We start from the raw sequence: 20,489 nt of genomic DNA, 5'->3' as shown, positions 1-20,489 counted from the left end.
CCAACCGACTGTCTTTCATAAGAAATTTTGCCAGTCAGGTGAGCGAAATGAACAGCTTAGCTTTACGCTCCTTTCCTCCTTATGTTGGCCCTAAATGGCGCAGGGCAACTATCTGCTATTTGTGGTAGTATGTATAGGCATGGATGAACCTGAAGATACGCTGGAAGAAGCCGGCACTGTACTGCCCGACCCCAAGATGCTCGTACCGCCTACGCTCAGCAAAGCGAACGTTCTTTTTATAGGGCCTGTGGATGAAGGCTATTTTAAGCCAGTGCCGGATCTTAAAAATGACCCACCCCGCTGGGAACCAGGCGTGTATAGCCTGGCAGCAGGCAAATGGCCATCTCCTAACTTGACTGCCGACCTGCTGGACCTCAGTCCATACAACGGGCAGGCCATCATGGTCATCGCCTCTGACTGGAACCAGGAGGTGATCAGCGAAGCGCGGATTATCGGGGTTGTCGACAAAGTTTCCTGCGATGTGCTGCAGAAGTTTGCTTACGAGCACATGCAGGAAAAAGAGCAGGAAATAGCCTCCTACATCTCAGGTATAAGCAATTAAATGAAGGCAGCTACTGTCGCAGAGAACGGCGACTAGAGCACTAGTAAGGTGTTGGTGCCGCCATACTCGTTGGGCGCCTCCCCATCAGCATCCGGATCGTTGCGCCAGTCGGTGCCGTTTACCAGGTATTTGAATTCGTGCTGGGTATGGCGCGGTAGTGTCTGCACACACTCAAATACACCGCCTTTTTTCTTGCTCATTTTGATCGGTGTGTTCCAGTCGTTATTCAGGCCAAGGATCTCCACTCTATCCGCATTTTCGATGCTGATCGTGAATTTAACTTTACACTGGTCTTTTGTTTTCAGGTATGTTTTCTGAATCATCCTTCTTTTGTTTTTTTCTGTGACGTATGGTTGCTAAAGTGAATCAGTGCCGGAAGGTGTTGCATTTTCCTGCCAACAATAACATGTACTCTTTCCTGGCAAGATTTGTTAATGTTTTGAGTTTCACCAGGCTATCCCAAAGTCCCAGTTCAGGTATAGATCCTCCTTCCAAAGCCCCGATCATTTTAGCATAAAGATGAACCAGGCTAATGGGGCTCTAAGGATTGCATACTGATCTGTTCAACAGAAAAACGACTGAACTTGCAAGTACCCTCCATTGAAAAGAAATAATAAACGTATCTAAAGGCTTTACTTTTTAGCAACTTGCGTCTTTATTTTACCGCAATGCATTCTATCACCACGAACCGGCTTTCGCTTAGTCTTTTTTTCTTTCTTTCCGGCTTTAACTTTTCAAGCTGGGCTTCCCGCATCCCCACTATCGTTTCCAAGCTGCACCTGAACGAGGCTGAACTGGGCAGCATCCTGCTCACCATGCCAGTGAGCTCACTGATCGGCTTGCCTTTGTCGAGCTGGCTTGTTACCAGGTTCGACAGCCGTTTTCCTCTGATAGTGGCCATGGTCTTGAATGCTGCATCGCTCTCACTGATTGGAATTGCCGCCACACCATTTGCCCTGGTGGTGGCCTTATTCCTGTTCTCGCTGAGTATGCGCGTGTTTAACATTGCCATCAACACCCAGGCCATTACGCTGCAGAAACTCTACGACCGCAAAATAAACGGGGCTTTCCATGGTCTCTGGAGCACAGGTGGCATTTTTGGCGTAGGCTTTACCACACTGCTGGTGTCGTTCGGCATATCAATCGTGCCGCACCTGGTAGCCGTTTCTATAACTACGACGCTCATTGTACTGGGAGCCTTCCCCTACCTGCTGCGCAACGACCGCTCCACAACGGGTAATAAGCTCACGCTTGGCAGACCCGACCCCTACATTCTATACCTGGGGCTGCTCGTGTTTTTTGCAGCCGTGTGCGAAGGCGGCATGTTCGACTGGAGCGGTATTTACTTCCAGCAGGTGGTGGGCGAAGAGGTTTTCACCGCAGGCTACCTCATCTTTATGTCGTTTATGGCGCTTTCGCGGTTTGTTTCAGATCGGATCATCGAGAAGATCGGGATGGAGAAAACCTATGTGCTCAGTGCCAGCCTTATTTTCTCAGGTATAGCACTGGCCATTCTGTTCCCGAGTTTCTGGCCAGCCATGATCGGCTTCTCACTGGTAGGTTTCGGCACCGCTTCGGTTATACCGATGACCTACACACTGGCGGGCGCTTCCAAAAAGTATTCTACAGGCATCGCCATCTCCATGATCGTGACGTTCGGCATTGTGGGTATGCTCATGGGCCCGCCGCTCATCGGTTACCTGGCCCACGCCTTCAACCTCAAGTTCGCTTTTGTGACCTTCGCCCTGGCCGGCGCTATGCTGATCCCGATCTCCAGAAAGTTCTTCCGCTTGGAAAGGTAAGTCTGGGTTTGAGGCCCTAGGTATAGCTGTTTTCTACAACGCTTTATTACACAATGATTGTCAGAAGGGAGTCTGGGCTTTGGCTTAGGCTCTTTTTTATTTGGTAAATCGATCAGCACGGGGAGCTGCTTTCGCCCTTACATTCAGCCAATTCTACTTAAAACCTACTTGCGCCGGAAAGAATAAGCCTGGGTAAACTCTTCACTTCTGAAAATTTCTGTCTAATTTAAAGTGCAGAAACCTTTCGTTATATAAAAACAGGGTTTCAAACTATACTTGACAAGATTAAAGCCCACCTTCTCTCCATGGAAAATTTCATCAGCTCGGTAAACGACATCGTCTGGAGCAATGCACTTATCATACTTTGCCTTGGGGCAGGTGTATACTTCTCCATTGCCACCAAATTCCTGCAGATTCGCTACCTCCGCGAAATGCTGCGCCTGCTCTTCCGGGGGCAGTCCTCTAACAAAGGCATCAGTTCTTTTCAGGCCTTTACCGTGGCCATTGCCGGCCGTGTGGGCACGGGTAATATTGCCGGTGTAGCCACGGCCATTGCCATGGGTGGGCCGGGCGCTGTATTCTGGATGTGGGTGATCGCCTTCCTGGGTAGTTCTTCTGCCTTTATAGAAGCTACATTGGGCCAGATCTATAAGCAGGTAAAAAATGGCCAGTACAGAGGTGGTCCGGCATTCTACATCGAAAAAGGACTTGGCGTGAAATGGTATGCGGTGCTATTTGCAGTCGCGACCATTATCAGCATGGCCCTGTTCCTGCCGGGCGTGCAGAGCAATAGCATTGCCTCCGGTATCAGCAATGCCTTCCAGATACCGGTTGCCTATACCGGTGGAGCCGTTACCTTGCTGCTGGCCCTTATTATCATAGGAGGCGTGAAGCGCATCGGCAACGTGGCGCAGGTGGTGGTCCCGTTTATGGCGGGCGCTTATATCCTGATGTCGGTTGTGATCATTCTGATGAATATTTCGGAGGTTCCTGCCGTATTTAGCCTTATCATCAGTTCTGCATTTGACCTGGAGCCTGCTTTTGCCGGTGTGTTTGGCATGGCCATTTCGTGGGGTGTGAAGCGTGGCATCTACTCCAATGAAGCAGGCCAGGGTACCGCGCCACATGCGGCTGCAGCTGCGGAGGTTAGCCATCCTGCCAAGCAGGGCCTGGTGCAGGCCTTCTCTGTTTACGTGGATACGCTTTTTGTTTGTACGGCTACGGCCTTCATGATCCTGTTTACGGGACAATATAATGTGGTGAATCCGGAAGGAGGCTTTCTGGTAGAAAACCTGCCGGGTGTGCCATTCGGACCAGAGTATACGCAGTTGGCTGTGAGCTCCCACTTCCCTGCGCTGGGTAGCGGCTTTATCGCCATTTCGCTGTTTTTCTTTGCCTTCACCACCATCATGGCCTACTACTACATTGCCGAAACCAACCTGAGCTACCTCAACACCAAAAACCAACAGTGGATGCTCTGGGCACTTCGCCTGTTTATACTTGCCGCTACCTTCTATGGCTCAGTGAAGACAGCAGAATCCGCCTGGATGCTGGGTGATATCGGCGTGGGCATCATGGCGTGGCTCAACGTGATCGCCATCTTCCTGCTGCGCAAACCTGCCTTACGCACCTTGCAAGATTACCTGGCCCAGCGCAAAGCCGGCCTCGACCCAAGCTTTGATCCGGAGAAACTAGGTATAAAGAATGCCAGTGACTGGAACAAAGCGATCGGCGCTGACGAACCGGAAGCACTAGATCAAAGAGAATTGAAAGCGGTGTAGAGATAGAGATAAGAGGTATAGAAAACGAAAAAGAGACGCTATGGGGGCGTCTCTTTTGTTATGGGGTATATCAAGTTTGCAGGGTGTACATGTGGTTTGTAGGGACAGGTCGCGACCTGTCCGAATCGTGCACAGGTAATTTTTATATGAAGCTATATGATGGTAAACCGGAGATGCCATGCAAATCACAGCGACCGATCACAATGCGTGCGGACAGGTCGCGACCTGTCCCTACGATTCTCTCTCCCAATTAACCTCCGGAAACACTACCTCCAACTGCCTTTTGATCACGCGGTAGTTTCCTTTCCAGAAACTCGCCAGATCCGACACAGTCGTGATCTGCTTTAGCTCTGGGCTGAGCAGGGCCAACTCTACCGTCATCTCACCTTCGTCTACAGTCGGGCTTTCTTCCCAATCCAGCACATCCTGCAGCCGGATCTCAAGCTTCGGCTGACTGCCATCGGCGTGATAATACAGGTCAATATCTGAACCATCCGGCAAGGGGATGCTGGAGGGGGCCAGCACCTCCAGTCGGGCACGCTGTTCATCGTTCAGGTATTTGGCTTCCAGAATCGGTAAGAGCTCCAGTTCCATTAGTTCGTCGGGGTGTTCAATGTCGAAGAGGTAGGACTTCAGCCAGTCCCAGTTGGTCATCAGCAAGGTGCTGGTGCTCACGTCGGGCCAGAACTCGGAGGGGCGCCACTTTCTTAAACTCAGCACACGGTTTTGCCATTGCCTGACTTCGAAGTTGAAGTCCAGCAAGTGCTCTCCCTCCTGTTTGATGGCTTCGGACATGGCTGGTACGCGGTGCTTTTCGTCGGGTGCTGGCAGCGGTTTGCTTTGCAGCACGATGCTGCCGATGCGGGTGTCCATGGAGGCAGTGAGCTCGCCGTCGTTCACGTCCCAGTGGTATACCTCCTTTTGCTTCACGAGCGGGGCCAGGTCACGCGGATTGAGCGGCGAGGCCAGGAAGATGCGACCCGGATTGTCGCCCGTACCGGCATGCAGGTGGGCAATGGCCAGCCAGGGCTCGTGCGCCAGGTCGTCGCGGTGACCGGCGGAGGCATATTGCCCGCTGGCCAGCTGAAACTGGGCGTTGTTGCCGGGACGGGCGTAGGCGATGCGCTCCGGGTAGCAATGCGTGAGCAGCACGCCGGTTTCGTAGTCGTCGAAATTACTGTTCTCGGGCTCTATGCTGAACAGCTGGCGGTACGAACGGGCGATCTTCTCGATCTTGGCAAATCGCTTGCCTTGCCCCTGCTCCCGCCTATACCTGCGGAGGGCTTCTATTCTTAAGTTAATGTCGATGCCGGCGTTTCGGTCCAGCGGATCACGCTCTTCCAGGATAGCGGCAATATCGCTGGCCAGTGCTACCTGGTCGGTTTCCTCGGCTTTGAGCAGCATGTGGGCGATACGCGGGTGACAAGGCAGCGCGTGCATTTTCTTGCCGTGCTCCGTGATGCGCCCGTTCTCCAGCGCCTGCAGCTGGTGCAGCATCTCGGTGGCGTATTGCAGGGCGGCACGGGGCGGCGGGTTGAGCCAGGTCAGGCTGCGGATGTCCATGATGCCCCACTGGGCCATGTCGAGCACCAGGTTGGCCAGGTCGGCTTCCATGATCTCGGGCGTGCGGTGCGGGGACATGCGCTCCTGCGTGGTTTTACTCCACATGCGGTAAGCCGTGCCCGGGCCCAAACGACCGGCGCGACCGGCACGCTGGTCGGCGGCGTCTTTGGAAATGCGCGCTGTTTCGAGGCGGGACAAACCGGATTTCGGGTCGAAGCGGGACGTTTTGCCGAAGCCCGTATCCACCACCACCGACACGCCTTCTATGGTTAAGCTGGTCTCGGCGATGCTGGTGGCCAGCACCACTTTGCGCCTGGCTTCACGGTCGGGCATGATAGCGGCGTATTGCTTGCCGAAGGGCAGCATGCCAAATAGTGGATGAATCTGCACTCCACGCAGTTGTTTGCGCAAAAGTATTTCCACTTTGCGGATGTCGTTTTCGCCGGGCAGGAACACGAGGATATCTCCCTCCTGCTCTTTGGCTGCCTGCTGTACTACACGGGCTGTCATTTCGGGCAGCATGCGGTCGTCGGCATCGCCGGTATAGATCGTGTTGATCGGGTACTGCCGCCCCATGCTTTGCACGGCCGGCGCCTTGAGCAGACTCGTCAGCTGCGGCATATCCAGCGTGGCCGACATCACCAGAATGCGAAGGTCGGGGCGCAAGGTATGCTGTGCCTCCCTACTCAGGGCCATGGCCACATCGGCGTGGATGCTGCGCTCGTGAAACTCGTCGAAAATCACGATGCCTATACCTGTGAGCGAGCGGTCGCTGTGGATCATGCGGGTGAGGATGCCTTCGGTCACGACCTCGATGCGGGTCTTGTCCGAAATGCGATTCTCAAACCGGATGCGGTAACCGACGGTCTGGCCTACCTCCTCGCCCAGCAGTTGCGCCAGTCGCTCGGCAATGGTTTTGGCCGCCAGGCGCCGCGGCTCCAGCATGATGATCTTCTGATCTTTTAGCCAAGGCTCACCGAGTATCGCCAGCGGCAGCAAGGTGCTTTTACCGGCTCCGGGAGGGGCGTTTACGATCAGGGTATTCTGCGCAGAAAGGTGTTCTCTAACGGCAGGTATGATTTCCCGAACGGGGAGGTCTATGGTAAATGGATCGAAAATCAAGTTTAAAGTTATGAGTTATGAGTTGATGTGGGAGCCCCTCAAATCAACTGTCTGTATGAATAGTTAAGTGCCTTGAGGTTGGTCTGATACTGCTTCAGGTATAGGGTTTTTGTTTCGCTATCAAGAAAGCTTCGTGCTACTAAGTTGTGTACGGCTTCCTTCTCTTCCCGATATAAATTTAAGAGCTTGATGATTCTGGACTCTTTGATACCGATACGCAGTCCGAACTCGAAAAAATCGTCGTAGGCGTAGTAGCCGTTTGCTCTGAAGCTACTGGTTTCGTACTCGTCTTCAAAAAGCCCCCCCTTTAGAGCAAAGTATGAATCATCCACGTGAATTCGGGTAGCAATCAGGTCATAGGCAGGACTCAGCACAAAGTCGCCATTCGGTGTTTCGATGAGGCTGAAATTCTTTAGGTGTGCATCTCCATTAGAGAACAGGTAATTGAACATTATCAGCGAGAAAAGCTTTTCCAACTCCACAGCATAAGCTGCTACGTAGCGTTTGACCAATGCAGCCAAGGCTTCATAAGTATATTCGTACTTAAAATCAGGGCCAGCTGTCTCGGATGTTCTACCGGCTAGGGAGGCGAAATCTTCTATAGCATATTTACTTCCGTCCGGCTTCACATCGAAGCGTTTGGTGATGTAGGCGGGCTCTCCGGTTTGGAAAAATATCAGTGCATTTTCAGCGATCTGTATACCGTATACCTGCCGTGCGATTTGCATGGTTAGATGCTCATTGGCAGGCACCTGTTGTACCTTTCGAAGGTCACGGGGAATGGGTTTTAGTATGTAAGTACCCTGCTCGCCTGGTTGTGTCAGCCGTAGCTTGTTTTTGTCCAGTACCAGCGATAGCTTCTCCTGCACGCCCGAAATAGAGATACGCTTTCGGTTCTCCATAAACTTTTCCGCATCTTCTTCGCTTTTCTGCGGGGTTTTATAGGGTAGCACATGACTTACTTTCTTACCACCAAAAACACGCACCAGGCAGGTACGACTGTAGGCATGGAAGCCTGCTGCCAAAGTACCTGGACATACTGAAATTTCAGGTATAGCCATTTAAAATGAAGCTAACGGTTTAACGGTTACAGCCCCGATGGTATCGGCGCCGGCAGTGGCTAGGAGCAGACCGAAATAGTCCTTTTCATCTATCCTGAGCTGACGGGTCTGCAGCTGACGGTTTACGCCTTCCGAAAGCATGTTGAAGAAGAAAGGAAACAAATAACTGGACTGGTATACCTGCTGCGTTTTGGGTAGGGTCAGGCTGATGGCAGGCAGTGCACTGTTTTGAAACCACTCATCTGTATACCTGAATTCATAATGCTTGTCTGGGTATTGGGAGAGTACTCCTGCTAAAGTACCGTTTCTATAAACTTCCGCTTGCCGCATCGCTTAAAGGTTAGGTTTCTTTACTTCCAGCTTTATCTCCATACCAAGCACTTCTGCCAACTTATGTAAGACCTTAAGGGTCGGATTGGCTTTTCCTGTTTCAATCCGATATAGGGTATTAACATTGATATCAGCCAATTCTGCCAAATCAGGCTGCGTGATATGCAGCATGTCACGGCGGCGTTTAATCTGATTTCCAAGTTCCTGAGCCAACATTATAATGTGATTTGACATGTATAACATTACAAAAATAGGCATTTTTAATCAATTATCACATTACAATGTGATTTACGCATAAAATAGGATGATAAATACGCCGAATACGCTTAAAATCACACTATAATGTGGCATAATACTCGTTTTAATATGCCTGCAGGTATACCATGCTACGAGTTAAGTTACATTATGTGGTTTTGACATTAGCACGCAAAGTTAGAGTAGCGTGAAAAGAAGGTGTACCTTGGGTATAAATATAGCGCCGAAAGGTGTTCTCTGACGGCAGGTATGATTTCCCGAACGGGAAGGTCTATGGAGAAGGGGTTGAAAGGCAAGTTTTGTAAATATATGCTACCCTAAGCTTTCAGTTATGCTTTCTGCCTGGAAATAATGATTCATCATTGAAATCTTTCCCTTAACATCAAACACTAATCAGTTCACTAGGTAATACCTCTATTGATTCTACTTCTTCCGGATAATAGGTAAATTAGGTAAGGCAGTTTACATACGAATTTCAACACAAAACCTTACAGCTATGAAAACTATACTGGTTATTACCTCCCTGGTTATCTTCTCGTTCATCTTGTTTCTTTCACCGTTTTCGAAAGGGCACCCTGATACAAAGCAGGCTAGCTTTGACACCATGCTGCAAGAAGATAAAGAACAGCTTAAACTGGGGGAGCACCTGGTCACGATTGCCGCCTGCCACGATTGCCATACGCCTAAAAAGATGACAGACAAAGGTATAGAAATGGACTTCTCCAGAGCATTGTCCGGTCATCCGGCTTCTTTGCCGCCTCCTGATGTAAACCGTGAAGAGGTGGAAAAGAAAGGCCTGGTGGTAACACAGACGCTGACCGCCTGGGTGGGACCCTGGGGAATTTCTTACGCTGCCAACTTAACTTCAGATGAGACCGGTATAGGCAACTGGACCGAAAAGCATTTTTTCACAGCGATCAGGCAAGGCAAGCACAAGGGGCTGGAATCTTCGCGCATGCTGTTGCCACCAATGCCTTGGGACATGTACAAAAATATGACGGACGAGGAATTAAGGGCCGTTTTCGCCTACCTGAAATCTACAAAGCCTATTAAGAATGTTGTGCCACCCCCGCAGCCTCCAGTAACGGCTGCAGAAAGAAAGTAGCGCTCTTAATTTAGCAAAACACACCACAGCAATCCCTCTCCTGCTAGAGCAGTTGCTTATACCTCCGCTCCGGCTACGTATGCCTACTGGCTGATGCACAACAAACTGCCTGCCCAGAAAGAAAGCAAAAAGGTGCTCCATGCGAATAAGAAGGACAATACCTCCGTCACGATCCAGGAAGTAAACAACAAAGGCTATAGCCTGTGAAAAACAGGTATTATTGGACCAGATTTGTAAAAAATAGGTATGGCGCACTTCTTGGTTCTATGGCTTACATGGCGTCACTACCCCCTACTCCCCCACAGCCGCCACTATATAATCCGAGAGGATCTTCTCTGTCTGCAAGTGGCCCTGGAAGCTTCCGTAAAGCGTGCTGGTGATGACAATGGCCAGGTCAAGCTCGGGGATCACGGCGATTTTGCTACCGCCGTTGCCGGACATGTAGTAGGCGGCGTACTTTTTGTCCTGCCCAAACTGCTGCTTCCAAAGCAAGTAGCCGTAGTCGTAGTTCTGCCCGTTAAACTCCCGCACGTGCGCCTGCGTGGCGGTTGACTTTTTGACCCAACTGCTGGAAATAACCTGCTTGCCGTTCCATTGGCCACCCTGCTGCAGTAATATGGCCAGCTTCAACAAGTCACGGCTTCTTAAGCCCAGTCCGCCGCCGGTCATGGGGGTGCCCATGGGGGTTATCTGCCAGTTTGCCCGCGTAATTCCCAGGGGCTCGAAGAGGTACTGTCTGGCAAAGGCATCAACCTTCATGTTGGTGCTTCGTTCCAATACCCCACCCAATAGTACGGTGCCTGCCGTGCAGTAACTGAAGCTTCGACCATAAGGCGAATCTTCGGGCTTTTTGGCAAAGCCGGCATAGCCTCTCACAGGCAAGTCCAGGTAAAAGCGGTAGTAGTCTTCGATCAGGTACATCCGCTCCTCATTGCCTCGCGAGTATTGGTTGTCGTCATCACATTCCAGCAGCGAACTCATTGTCAGCAAGTCCTCAATGGTGATCTTGTCTTTCCGGGGGTCGGGGTTCTGGAAAGGCTTCTTGTCTTTGAAGTAGCGCGTGACCGTGGTCTTTTCAGAAGGGATCATTTTGTTGTCGATCGCCAGCCCGATCAAAAGTCCGGTGATGCTTTTGGTGGCAGAGCGGGTGTCGTGCAGCGAGCTGTCGGCAAAACCCTGGTAATATTGCTCGTAGACCAGCTGCCCGTTTCTGGCGATCAGCACACTGGTGATGTTCTTGAATTTATCGCTGCTGATGGCGCTGTCGAGGGCGGCTAGCTTTTCGGCGTTTACCCGCACTGCTTTTGGCGCGGCCACCGATATACCGTCGTTTAAATTGGCCGGGCTTTGTGCGAAAACAGCAGCAGGTATAGCAGCGAGCAGCAGGAAAAGTAGAAGACGTCTTTTCATAGATTTTTCGTTTTGGAAGCTGCAAAATTACAGCAGACAGCACGCTGAAAATAGAATGAAATTAACGTTCCAGCATGATCTTCCGGAAAGCAGACGGTGTGAGCCCGTTCAGTGCCTTGAAACTGCGGGTGAAATGGCTTTGATCTGAAAAGCCGCACTGCAGCGCGATTTCGGTCAGGGAGCGCTCTTTGTCATAGAAAAAGGAAAAAGACTTTTCTGTTCTGACTTTCCGGATATAGTCGCCGAGGCTGCAGTTGAAGTACTTCGGAAAATCCCTGGACAAATGCACCGGGTGGATGTTCACTTCGGCAGCCAGCGCTTTTAGCGGCAACGTGTCCTGGTAATTATCGTGCAGCAGCTCTTTTAGCCGGGCTACCCAAGGCGGGTTTTTGTAGACTTTACTTTCCTGCGGAAGCAGGGTCGTGAATGCCTGCAGTAAAAGAGACTCGATGGCCGGGTATAGCAGGGTACTGCTTTTGGTTTCTTTGAAAATCTGGTAAAACAAGAGCTTCACCACCGGATTGTCGATCTGCAAACTTCCCTCCGCTACCTCCGTCTCGGGCAGTAGTTCCGCAAACCAGTCCTGTTGAATTTCCAAGTGAAAGCCCCGGGTATAGCCCTCCGGTTTGATGTTGTAATGTGGCTCCTGCCAATTGTGAAATAGCAGTGATCCGGGGCTGCAGTGGTATTTCTCCTTATGGTTACCCTCCAGAATTTGCCCGGCCAGAATAAAAGTAAAATAGGCGTTCTCGTGGTAATGCCAGTCCACTTTATCCACCGTGTACTCGGTGTCGGTCAGCAGGATGCCATCCAGGTGAAAGGTCCTGTTCGTTTGTCCGAAAAAACTGCCTGCTTTTAACTCTTCCATACCTGGGGTGGTTTGCCCTTCGCTTATGACCGCAGCTGCTGCTATAGGTTATACCTGCAATCAGCGGCTTTAGGTATAAAGTTATAAAAATTTGCCACTGCTAATCGTGGGATTTAAGTGCTAGGACCACCCGAGCCATGCCTCGTCCAGCAAAGCCAGTGACAGCAAGGTGCTTTTGCCGGTTCCCGGAGTAGCGTATACGATCAGTGTGTTCTGCGCCAAAAGATACTCTATGACGGCAGGTATGATTTTCCGATCGGGGAGGTCAATGGAGAATGGGTTAAAAGGCAAGGTGATGGTTAAATAGAAATCTATTATTTCTTAGCCATCGAGCCAGTTAAAAAACTCTTCTTCATTCCACATTTTCCCTTTAGAATGAATATAGTCATGATGCACATTACATAGAGTTACAAGATTTGATTCATCATTGTCACCACCAAATTTATGATGTTTAATATGATGTAATTCTAGTAAATGTCTTGGATCATTCGGTATTTTGTTATCATAAGACCAACTACATTTTCTACAGCTGTAGTGATCTCTTTCAAGAACTTTTACCCTTACAATATCAGTTATATGGCGATCATGTTCTTCATCTTGTTTGTCCTCTTCTAAAATATATTCTCCAACTTTAAGATCTGGCCTACCAGTATTTTTAGTTTTAATTGGCCATCCTTCCTCTGTTCTAAGCTCTCTAACACGTCTACCCCATTCCGTCGCTTCATTAGAAACATATCTTAACTCTTCACCATTAACTACTTTGCCAACATTTTCTTTTAAATACTCTAAAATCTTATGTTTTACCCCTACTTTTTGTTTTCTTATAGTATTAGCAACATTCCACCTATAGGCTGACTCTTTATCTTGATGAGTATTAATTAGGATGTAATCATCAGTACTCATTTGGAGAACATCAATACCTTCTAGTGGTAATTCTCCTTCTCGGTACATCTCCTTAGCTGTTTCTCCACTAATAATTGACCAACCAAATTGCCGCCTTAATTCTCTAACTCTTCTAGGATAATCATTAATACCTGACACCACCATCAATTCCTCACCTTTCACAATTACTCCTGGATATTGTAGTAAATATTGTAAGATTCTATCACGACCTGATGAAGCTATATTTTTGGGAATCAAAGAACTACCTATATCTCTTAATTTTTGAAAAGCAGGTATCAAACCTATAACTTTATCTCTAAGCGCGTCAGATTTAAGGTGCTTCTCATAATTAATGATTAGATCCAGTAATTCAATCCTTAATATCTCAGGATTTTCTTGATTAGATCTTCTAGCCATTTTGAGAGGACATAAAATTCATTATTTTCTGTAACAGTAAACTCTTCTGTTTCAATTCGCATTGCCAAATTTCCAGAACTTTCCAATCCATCTTTTTTAGTTTCTCTTGATTTAGTTTATCTCTTAGAATGTTTTTATCAAGTTTGGCATTTAAAACTCTACTCTTGTCACTGGCCTTTTTCCATTTGCACAGTTATGGCCATGCTTAAAGCATCCATGAACAAAAATTATCTTTTTATGGCGAACTAGTGTAATGTCTAGTTTACCTGGTAATTTATTGTTATGAATTCTAAATCTATACCCTAAGCTGTGAAGCATGCTTCTTATCTTCATTTCAGGCTTGGTATTTTTACCTTTAACCTGCGACATAACATTCCTCCTTTATTCGGGTGTAAGATTATCAGCCATAATTCATCTGACAATCTAATACCAAAGATGTCTGTTTCTTCAAATGATTATAGACCGACTTAGCTATATGATGTGCTAAAATAGGGGGAACGGCATTACCAATCTGCCTTGCTATTTCTGTTTTACTTCCAGCAAAAATAAAATCATCTGGAAATGACTGAATTCTTGCAGCTTCACGATGTGTAATTGGTCTATGCTGGACAGGGTGTAAGTATCTTCCTTTTTCAGGTTTAAAAAATTCCGTCCTAATAGTTACTGAAGGGCGGTCCCACCATAGCCTCCCAAACAAGTCAGTTCCTCCTGACTCCTTTTTGATCCAACATTGTGGTGTTAATTCAGGAGCCAGCCTTTGTAAATCAAAGCGATTCATTCCTTCATCAGGTATAGCTCTATATCTTTCTAGGCTTAATTGAGTAGGGTTTCTACCGAAATGGATATTTAATGGTCCGTCTTCGTCTCTAATTTCTGTACCAACCGGCTCTGGTAAATCCTCTATGGCATATCTAACAGTATTCCAAGGCCTAGGATTGGAAACATACTCATAAACGTCAATAGGCTTTTTATCATTCGGATCCCTATGAGTTCTTTTAGGAGGGAAGAACAAAGCAGGATCTCCAATTTTTGAACCAAATATAAAGGCGCGATACCTCATCTGAGGAACACCATAATCTGCAGCTAATAGCTTTGCGGCTTTTACTTGAAATCCAAGTCGCTCTGCTTCAACCTTAATTTCATTAAACTCTACAGATTTTAACAGCTCCTTTACATTTTCCATTACAAAAACACTTGCATTGGATTTATCAACTACTTCCATAAATGGATGCCAAAGCTGTTTTCTTGGATCTAATTTTCTGTTTTTATTTAATAAACTGAATCCTTGGCAGGGTGGCCCGCCTATGACTATATCTGCTTGAGGAATTGTAAACTCTGGATTATTTATGATGTCTACTATATCTCCTAAAACACAGTGACTTCCAAAGTTTAAGTTATAAGTTTCAACAGACTCTTTATTAAAGTCATTTGCCCAAATAGATTTGAAAGCAGAATTTCCAAAGCTATCTTTAAACATGTTAAAGCCAAGTGTAAACCCACCAGCACCTGAAAACAAATCAATTACACGAAAAGCCATTGTAATATCTCTAATTATATATTTTTAGCAAAATACGCAATTTATTATCAAAAAGAGTTCTTGATATTGCAGTAGATTTTATAAGGCTATACTAACGCTAATCCGAGTTTACAGATTAACTCCTTTCTTTTCCACCCAATAATACCTTCAGCTAGAGTAACAGTACGAGCTACAAGCCCGCACTACCGAAGGCACTCTACCCCCCAAAACCCCTCCCCCATCAAAACACTTCAACCTAAAAACCAGTTATTCCTGCAGAAGGTAAAGCAAGAATAAATGAAACCGATAGAGCCCCCGCAGATTTACAGTGTAGTACCCGCCATTTTACCACCTGATCAGTTATTCGGGCCACTGTTTCATGACGTGCAGATGAATCATGTATTTCCTGATTCCATCACGTTTGCAGACTGTTTTCCCAAGCGTGCCCCGGAAGAAATTCTCAGTCTGTATGAAATTGAAAAGCACGAGAAGGACTTCGATCTCAAGGATTTCGTCTGTGCATATTTTGAAATTCCCACCCCTATACAAACCGACTACGAGAGTGACCAGCAACTACCTGTGACGGAGCATATCGCACAGCTTTGGCCCCTGCTGACACGCAGATCGCAAACCAACTGCTCCATGCTGCCTGTCCCCAAATCCTATATCGTGCCGGGCGGAAGATTCAGGGGCTTATATTACTGGGACAGCTACTTTACCATGCTGGGCTTGCAATGTGCCGGGGAGCATGACCTGATCCGGGACATGGTAGACAATTTTGCCTATTTGATTGATGCCTACGGGCATATTCCGAACGCGAACCGAAGTTATTACATGACACGTTCGCAGCCGCCATTCTTTGCCATGATGGTCCGGCTGCTGGCTGAAATTGACGGGCCCGATGTGCTGACGCAGTACCTCCCGCACATGCAGAAAGAATATAACTATTGGATGGACGGGTACTACCGCCTTTCAGAGAAAGAAGATTGTATTCGCAGAGCCGTCCTGATGCCAGACGGTAGTATCCTGAACCGCTACTGGGATGACCTTACTGCACCTCGCCCTGAGTCTTATGTGGAAGATGTGGAAATGGCGCGTCATGCAGCAACGGATGGCGTGGAGCCTGGCACACTCTACCGGCATATCAGAGCCGCTTGCGAGTCTGGCTGGGACTTTACCTGCCGTTGGTTCAGAGAAGAAACCAACATGGAAAGCATCCACACAACCGACATCGTGCCTGTCGACCTGAACTGCCTGCTCTACGATCTGGAAGTAACCTTATCGGATGCCTATGCGCACAGCTCTTTTTCTGAGCCTTCCGCTTATTTCCTCCAAAAGGCAGAGAAGCGTAAAAAGGCCATGCTCCGCTATCTCTGGAATGAGGACAGGGGCTTTTATATGGATTATGATACCGTGTCAAACAAGTCCACCAGCATCATGTCGCTGGCAGGTATATTTCCGCTGTTTTTCAAAATCGCCAGCCAGGAACAGGCACAGCAGGTACACGAACACATCGTCAGCAGTTTCTTGAAAAAGGGCGGCCTGGTGTCTTCTCTCCACTACAGTGGCCAGCAATGGGATTACCCGAATGGCTGGGCTCCGCTGCAATACCTCAGCTATGTGGGGCTTCGCCATTATGGCTTTGATGATACCGCCGAAGAAATAAAAAAGAGATGGATTGCCCTGAACGATCAGGTTTTTAAAGAAACCGGCAAGATGATGGAAAAATACAACGTGGTAGACCCTGGCTCAGAAGCTGGAGGAGGAGAATACCCCAATCAGGATGGCTTTGGCTGGACGAACGGCATCTATACCTGGATGAAGAATCAACCTTGATTCGGACTAAGCTACCAGAATAACTGTTTTTTTTATTTCTACCTTGCAGATAAAACCTCCGTCACCTATACCTGAGCAACCCCTTGCGCTACTTCTTTCATATCGGCTATAGCGGCACGCACTACAACGGCTGGCAGCGACACCCTTATGGCGTTGGGGTGCAGCAGGTGATAGAGGAATGTCTAAAGAAGATACTGAAGCAGCCCGTCGCGATCGTGGGTTGTGGCAGGACGGATGCGGGGGTACATGCGAGCCAGTTCTTTTTTCACCTGGATATCGCGCAGCCCTGGGACTTTGACATGCTTTTCCGGCTGAACAAAGTGCTACCCCCCGATATCGCCGTGTTCGACATCATTCCGGTGGAGGGCCTGCCCCACGCCCGCTTCGATGCCAGCCAAAGAAGCTATGACTATTTCATCCATACTTATAAAGATCCGTTTCTGCACGATGTAAGCGCCCTGTATCCGGTTCGGAACCTGAACCTGGAAGCGATGCAGGCGGCCACTGCCCTGCTCCCGCTTTACACTGATTACAGGAACTTCTGTATTACGCCGGCAGATCATGACAGCACCATCTGCTATGTAACAGAAGCCCGCTGGCTGATAGACCAGCAGGGTGACAGGCTGCGTTTTCAGATAACGGCCAACCGGTTTCTGAGCCGCATGATCCGCATTATCGTGGGCCAACTCCTGAAGATCGGAACTGGTGCACTCAGCTTGCCCGAGTTTGAAAGTTACCTGGCTCTTGAGACAGCACCCAAGCACCTGACACCGGCCTATCCGCAGGGACTATACCTCTCCAAAGTAACTTACCCTTTCCTGGGCATTCCGCCTCGTCCTACTTTCTCTCCTGCCTTTCAGCAGGTATAACTTGCTGGCTGGTAAACAAACCATTGTTCCATTTATTCTTCGAAGCCTTCCCGTAGTTCTTTTGAGTCGGCATAACAGACCGGACTGCTGTTTTCCTTCCGCTCTGCTTTTTCCTTAACCAGTTCGTCGTAGTTGTCCGGGGTGGCCAGTAGCTTACACTTTGGGTATAGCACGACACCCCGCCGGACGATCTTACTGTTCACCTCTATCTCCTGTGCATTTACCCCTTCAGCTCCATACACATGGATCGTGAAGAAATGGTAATTCGTTTTCTTCGTATACCCTTCTGCCGTTATCCTACCGGTTATCGTGCGCTCCCCGATAAAGTCGGATGTCTCCCCTTCTGTATAAGGCGTGTATACCGATTCCGTCCACGCTACTTTACAACCTACTGTCAGATTCATAATGCTGCTATATGCTTTACTAGCTTTACGGTTACCGTGCCGCAACGGTACAGTTGCTCTGATTAGCTTCATTCCTGGCCCGAGTTATCGGCACGAGCCAGCGGGGAGCTAACCAGCTACAAAAGAAACAAAAGCAAAATTAATAAGCCAGCAACCGCCCGCAGGCTATCACAACCATCCACACCACCACCGAGCATATTGCCACGGCTTTAGCAGCACGTGGCGTGTGGCCATGCGGCCATTCGGGTGCAGAAGAAAGGAGGTATCGATGAAAAAGTCCGGCGTTTATTCCACCTACCACCAGGCCGATCAGTTTGATATGAAAAACAGTGTCAGCGGCCAGCGCCATGGCATTGGTACTGAACAACAGGACGCCGGAAGGAACGATCAGGTATAGGCCCCTCCGGGACCAGGGCAACAGATGGCTGGCCAACTCCGGGACAGGCAGCTTTTTGGAAAGTCCCAGCAAGCGCAGATCGAACAGAAATGCGGCACCGACCAGCAGCACAATGCCCAGGATGTGCACAATCTCCAGAAAGGGGTATAGCCAAGTGGACTGCCGGATGGCGCTCGCCAAAGCGGAGTCTTCCAACCCCTGCAGCAGCCCCGCTAGTTGGGCGGTCACCGCTAGCGGAGTTCTATCTTTTTGTCTCCCACATAGACCCGCTCTGCCCGCATTTCATCCTTCACTTCTTTATGCGGATACCCCACTACCCGCACCTTATCACCGGGCTTGATCATGTCCTTTGCCAGGCCACGGGAATTCATGCGGCTGGGTGGGGCCAGCACTACCGTCCAGGTCTTGTTTTCGTGCTGTAGCTTTAACATGCCATGCGGGTTTTCATAGGTGATCTCTTCCACCAGGCCGGTGTAGTCCAGCGTTTTGGTCTGGTCGTAGTTTGCCCAACCGTGGTGTAGCGCCACAGTCAGCGGGAATAATAGAAGCAGGAGTAATTTGGCAGGTAATAGCATAGGTATAAAACTGAAGGTGACATACTTATGTAAAAACGAAGGAAACAGAAAAAGGTGTAGGTATAGCGCTGTGTATATCAAGGTATAGCGACCTGGGCACTACTCTGCTGGCGGGGTGTGCCAACGCCGTGCGTGCTGCATCATCATTTTACAGCTGCTGTCCGAGTAATTTTCTGAAGTTGGCGCTCCTGCCAGAATTTTTGTCTGAGATCATGCCAGTCCTGTCAAGGCCGAACTTCAGCTAGAGCCAATCGTAACTAGGTATTCCGTTTTAAGCTAAAATCGAACGCTCTCGTATGAAAAAATGCTGGCTTCAATTGTGCAACTCACCCTATGGACTTTGCTAAACTAAAATATGCTGTAAAGCAAACTTATATACAAGTCACCACAAGTATTGCCTTCTACCCTATCGTGATCTCGCTGGGTCTCTATGCGCTGGCCATGAGCACTACTTATCTGGACAGGATTTCAGTTGGAGGCTCCCTGATAGACAAGGTGCCCTTCCTGAAGATAGACGATGAGAATACTGCCCGAGACCTGCTCTCGTCTTTGCTGACGGGCCTGCTCACACTCGTTACCTTCACCTTTGCCATGGTGATGATCGTTCTAACACAGGTTACATCGAGCTTCTCTCCCAGGCTCTTGCCGGACCTGCTCAACAAAAGAGGCAGTCAGATTGTTCTGGGCACTATTATAGGTACGGCAGGTTTTATAATCGTCGTACTGAGCAATGTAAACACTATGCCGGAGGGGCCCAAAGTACCTGTGCTTTCGGTTGCCATCAGCATGTACCTGGGCTTTGCCTGCCTGATCTCGTTCATCTATTTCATTCACATGATATCCAACCAGGTTCAGATCGGAAACATTCTCAGCAACACATACCACACCACCAGGGCCGTGCTCGACCGGGAACTGAAGAGTGGAAGCTATCATGAAGACTGGAAAGAAGACGAAAAATTCTACCTGGTGAAAGCCTGGGATTCCGGTTATTTCGACACAGTCACTTCAAAAGAATTCATGAAAGTTTCCAGGAAGATGGGGCTGAAGCTAAGGGTCCTTGTGCACCAGGGCACTTATTTGCTGAAGGATGAGCCTTTCCTGAAGATAAATAAACCGATGAACCAGGAGATACAGCAAATACTGGAAGAGAACGTGATCTTCCGGCACCAGGAAAATATCAAGGAAAACTTCTTCTACAGTTTTAAGCAGCTAACCGAAATTGCGGTAAAAGCCCTGAGCCCGGCTATCAACGATCCGGGCACAGCTATTCATGCCATCGACTACCTACTGGACCTGCTTTGCAGACTTCAGGGCTTACGTGGCCAGAAAGTGGTGGTGCATGAAGATGGAACAGCTGCCATTATCTATGCGCCTGTACCTTTCGAGGCAACCTTTTACCTTTGCACAGCCAGTATCCGCGCCTATTCGTCACAGGATGTAGCCGTGCAGGCAAAGCTCATCGACCTGATTGCCAAGGTGAGCAAGCGTGATGAAGAAAACAAGCACAGGTCGCTTATGGAAAAGGAATTAAACTCAATTGAGGAGGCTTCGGCTCAGGATATGAAAAGCCAGGAAGACGTAGCCTACATCAAAGCCTTAATCCAAAATGCCAGAGAGAAATACATGGCCGATGAACCTGCTGCCAGAAGGGAAAAATGAGTTTCGCCGACTCTCTACGCTATCCTTTTTTAATTTCGTTCAGCATTGTGCTGCAGACCTGACAATGTAGTTCAA

General features: G+C 48.7%; 21 protein-coding genes. 7 read left to right on the top strand and 14 right to left on the bottom strand.

Translation table 11 applies throughout. The features are described 5' to 3' along the window. Positions 1–139 precede the first annotated feature (139 nt). Positions 140–562, top strand: coding sequence for a hypothetical protein (locus Q1A54_RS17865; RefSeq protein WP_299990835.1), 423 nt, complete (start codon positions 140–142; stop codon positions 560–562). A 32-nt stretch (positions 563–594) separates the two neighbouring features. Here the strand turns inward: Q1A54_RS17865 and Q1A54_RS17860 are convergent, their stop codons facing one another. Then, entirely contained in the window at positions 595–885 is a 291-nt protein-coding gene (locus Q1A54_RS17860) for an isoamylase early set domain-containing protein (RefSeq protein WP_196120489.1), read from the bottom strand. Positions 886–1,230: 345 nt separating this feature from the next. Between Q1A54_RS17860 and Q1A54_RS17855 the strand changes: the two genes are divergently transcribed. Further along, positions 1,231–2,364, top strand: coding sequence for an MFS transporter (locus tag Q1A54_RS17855; RefSeq protein ID WP_299990833.1), 1,134 nt, complete (start codon positions 1,231–1,233; stop codon positions 2,362–2,364). Positions 2,365–2,669: 305 nt separating this feature from the next. Beyond that, a complete protein-coding gene (locus tag Q1A54_RS17850) occupies positions 2,670–4,145 on the top strand; it encodes an alanine/glycine:cation symporter family protein (protein ID WP_299990831.1) in 1,476 nt (491 codons plus the stop codon). A 231-nt stretch (positions 4,146–4,376) separates the two neighbouring features. Here Q1A54_RS17850 and hrpB read toward each other — a convergent pair whose 3' ends face one another. From hrpB to Q1A54_RS17830, 4 genes are read right to left on the bottom strand one after another with little or no spacing between them, the layout of a single operon-like run. Further along, complete coding sequence (gene hrpB, locus Q1A54_RS17845) at positions 4,377–6,830, bottom strand: ATP-dependent helicase HrpB (RefSeq protein WP_299990829.1); 2,454 nt, start codon at positions 6,828–6,830, stop codon at positions 4,377–4,379. 38 nt (positions 6,831–6,868) lie between these two features. Then, positions 6,869–7,891, bottom strand: coding sequence for a type II toxin-antitoxin system HipA family toxin (locus tag Q1A54_RS17840; RefSeq protein ID WP_299990827.1), 1,023 nt, complete (start codon positions 7,889–7,891; stop codon positions 6,869–6,871). Then, positions 7,892–8,221 carry a HipA N-terminal domain-containing protein gene (locus tag Q1A54_RS17835; protein ID WP_299990825.1) on the bottom strand — a complete coding sequence of 110 codons (330 nt, stop codon included), beginning with the start codon at positions 8,219–8,221 and terminating at the stop codon, positions 7,892–7,894. A 3-nt stretch (positions 8,222–8,224) separates the two neighbouring features. Further along, the gene (locus Q1A54_RS17830) at positions 8,225–8,455 is read right to left on the bottom strand and encodes a helix-turn-helix transcriptional regulator (protein WP_299990823.1); all 231 of its coding nucleotides are present in this window, start codon (positions 8,453–8,455) and stop codon (positions 8,225–8,227) included. A gap of 517 nt (positions 8,456–8,972) precedes the next feature. Between Q1A54_RS17830 and Q1A54_RS17825 the strand changes: the two genes are divergently transcribed. Further along, positions 8,973–9,581 carry a c-type cytochrome gene (locus tag Q1A54_RS17825; RefSeq protein ID WP_299990821.1) on the top strand — a complete coding sequence of 203 codons (609 nt, stop codon included), beginning with the start codon at positions 8,973–8,975 and terminating at the stop codon, positions 9,579–9,581. A gap of 291 nt (positions 9,582–9,872) precedes the next feature. Here the strand turns inward: Q1A54_RS17825 and Q1A54_RS17820 are convergent, their stop codons facing one another. The 6 genes from Q1A54_RS17820 to Q1A54_RS17800 form a co-directional block, all read right to left on the bottom strand. Beyond that, on the bottom strand, positions 9,873–10,991 hold the full coding sequence (locus Q1A54_RS17820) for a serine hydrolase (protein WP_299990819.1): 1,119 nt from the start codon (positions 10,989–10,991) through the stop codon (positions 9,873–9,875). 61 nt (positions 10,992–11,052) lie between these two features. Further along, positions 11,053–11,859, bottom strand: a complete 807-nt coding sequence (locus tag Q1A54_RS17815) for an AraC family transcriptional regulator (RefSeq protein ID WP_299990817.1) — start codon at positions 11,857–11,859, stop codon at positions 11,053–11,055. Between the two features lie 120 nt (positions 11,860–11,979). Further along, positions 11,980–12,150, bottom strand: coding sequence for a hypothetical protein (locus Q1A54_RS17810; RefSeq protein WP_299990815.1), 171 nt, complete (start codon positions 12,148–12,150; stop codon positions 11,980–11,982). 30 nt (positions 12,151–12,180) lie between these two features. Beyond that, a complete protein-coding gene (locus Q1A54_RS17805) occupies positions 12,181–13,158 on the bottom strand; it encodes an HNH endonuclease signature motif containing protein (RefSeq protein ID WP_299990813.1) in 978 nt (325 codons plus the stop codon). Positions 13,159–13,308: 150 nt separating this feature from the next. Then, on the bottom strand, positions 13,309–13,527 hold the full coding sequence (locus tag Q1A54_RS20375; protein WP_366915837.1) for a hypothetical protein: 219 nt from the start codon (positions 13,525–13,527) through the stop codon (positions 13,309–13,311). Positions 13,528–13,558: 31 nt separating this feature from the next. After that, positions 13,559–14,695 (bottom strand): DNA cytosine methyltransferase, encoded by a 1,137-nt coding sequence (locus Q1A54_RS17800; RefSeq protein ID WP_299990811.1) that lies wholly within the window; start codon positions 14,693–14,695, stop codon positions 13,559–13,561. Positions 14,696–14,971: 276 nt separating this feature from the next. Between Q1A54_RS17800 and treF the strand changes: the two genes are divergently transcribed. Beyond that, positions 14,972–16,510 carry an alpha,alpha-trehalase TreF gene (gene treF, locus Q1A54_RS17795; protein WP_299990809.1) on the top strand — a complete coding sequence of 513 codons (1,539 nt, stop codon included), beginning with the start codon at positions 14,972–14,974 and terminating at the stop codon, positions 16,508–16,510. Positions 16,511–16,593: 83 nt separating this feature from the next. Then, positions 16,594–17,379 (top strand): tRNA pseudouridine synthase A, encoded by a 786-nt coding sequence (locus Q1A54_RS17790; RefSeq protein WP_299990807.1) that lies wholly within the window; start codon positions 16,594–16,596, stop codon positions 17,377–17,379. Positions 17,380–17,411: 32 nt separating this feature from the next. Here Q1A54_RS17790 and Q1A54_RS17785 read toward each other — a convergent pair whose 3' ends face one another. From Q1A54_RS17785 to Q1A54_RS17775, 3 genes are all read right to left on the bottom strand, one after another. Beyond that, entirely contained in the window at positions 17,412–17,783 is a 372-nt protein-coding gene (locus Q1A54_RS17785; RefSeq protein WP_299990805.1) for a hypothetical protein, read from the bottom strand. Between the two features lie 139 nt (positions 17,784–17,922). Continuing rightward, positions 17,923–18,408 carry a DUF6644 family protein gene (locus tag Q1A54_RS17780; protein ID WP_299990803.1) on the bottom strand — a complete coding sequence of 162 codons (486 nt, stop codon included), beginning with the start codon at positions 18,406–18,408 and terminating at the stop codon, positions 17,923–17,925. A 2-nt stretch (positions 18,409–18,410) separates the two neighbouring features. After that, a complete protein-coding gene (locus Q1A54_RS17775) occupies positions 18,411–18,755 on the bottom strand; it encodes a DUF6152 family protein (RefSeq protein WP_299990801.1) in 345 nt (114 codons plus the stop codon). A 333-nt stretch (positions 18,756–19,088) separates the two neighbouring features. Between Q1A54_RS17775 and Q1A54_RS17770 the strand changes: the two genes are divergently transcribed. Continuing rightward, the gene (locus tag Q1A54_RS17770; protein ID WP_299990799.1) at positions 19,089–20,414 is read left to right on the top strand and encodes a DUF2254 domain-containing protein; all 1,326 of its coding nucleotides are present in this window, start codon (positions 19,089–19,091) and stop codon (positions 20,412–20,414) included. Positions 20,415–20,489: the final 75 nt, after the last annotated feature.

The organism is uncultured Pontibacter sp. (assembly GCF_947502515.1).
Lineage (GTDB): Bacteria > Bacteroidota > Bacteroidia > Cytophagales > Hymenobacteraceae > Pontibacter.
The sequence above is the reverse complement of the archived record's forward strand: the minus strand, read 5'-3'. Positions and strand labels throughout refer to the sequence as shown.

What these genes read in the sequence shown, in the direction of transcription:
- Q1A54_RS17820 (WP_299990819.1), bottom strand. Translation starts at nt 10,991, where the DNA reads ATGAAAAGACGTCTTCTACTTTTCCTGCTGCTCGCTGCTATACCTGCT.
- Q1A54_RS17860 (WP_196120489.1), bottom strand. Translation starts at nt 885, where the DNA reads ATGATTCAGAAAACATACCTGAAAACAAAAGACCAGTGTAAAGTTAAA.
- Q1A54_RS17775 (WP_299990801.1), bottom strand. Translation starts at nt 18,755, where the DNA reads ATGCTATTACCTGCCAAATTACTCCTGCTTCTATTATTCCCGCTGACT.
- Q1A54_RS17770 (WP_299990799.1), top strand. Translation starts at nt 19,089, where the DNA reads ATGGACTTTGCTAAACTAAAATATGCTGTAAAGCAAACTTATATACAA.
- Q1A54_RS17830 (WP_299990823.1), bottom strand. Translation starts at nt 8,455, where the DNA reads ATGTCAAATCACATTATAATGTTGGCTCAGGAACTTGGAAATCAGATT.
- Q1A54_RS17825 (WP_299990821.1), top strand. Translation starts at nt 8,973, where the DNA reads ATGAAAACTATACTGGTTATTACCTCCCTGGTTATCTTCTCGTTCATC.
- Q1A54_RS17800 (WP_299990811.1), bottom strand. Translation starts at nt 14,695, where the DNA reads ATGGCTTTTCGTGTAATTGATTTGTTTTCAGGTGCTGGTGGGTTTACA.
- Q1A54_RS20375 (WP_366915837.1), bottom strand. Translation starts at nt 13,527, where the DNA reads ATGTCGCAGGTTAAAGGTAAAAATACCAAGCCTGAAATGAAGATAAGA.
- Q1A54_RS17815 (WP_299990817.1), bottom strand. Translation starts at nt 11,859, where the DNA reads ATGGAAGAGTTAAAAGCAGGCAGTTTTTTCGGACAAACGAACAGGACC.
- Q1A54_RS17855 (WP_299990833.1), top strand. Translation starts at nt 1,231, where the DNA reads ATGCATTCTATCACCACGAACCGGCTTTCGCTTAGTCTTTTTTTCTTT.
- Q1A54_RS17850 (WP_299990831.1), top strand. Translation starts at nt 2,670, where the DNA reads ATGGAAAATTTCATCAGCTCGGTAAACGACATCGTCTGGAGCAATGCA.
- Q1A54_RS17805 (WP_299990813.1), bottom strand. Translation starts at nt 13,158, where the DNA reads ATGGCTAGAAGATCTAATCAAGAAAATCCTGAGATATTAAGGATTGAA.
- Q1A54_RS17840 (WP_299990827.1), bottom strand. Translation starts at nt 7,891, where the DNA reads ATGGCTATACCTGAAATTTCAGTATGTCCAGGTACTTTGGCAGCAGGC.
- Q1A54_RS17785 (WP_299990805.1), bottom strand. Translation starts at nt 17,783, where the DNA reads ATGAATCTGACAGTAGGTTGTAAAGTAGCGTGGACGGAATCGGTATAC.
- treF (WP_299990809.1), top strand. Translation starts at nt 14,972, where the DNA reads ATGAAACCGATAGAGCCCCCGCAGATTTACAGTGTAGTACCCGCCATT.
- Q1A54_RS17835 (WP_299990825.1), bottom strand. Translation starts at nt 8,221, where the DNA reads ATGCGGCAAGCGGAAGTTTATAGAAACGGTACTTTAGCAGGAGTACTC.
- Q1A54_RS17865 (WP_299990835.1), top strand. Translation starts at nt 140, where the DNA reads ATGGATGAACCTGAAGATACGCTGGAAGAAGCCGGCACTGTACTGCCC.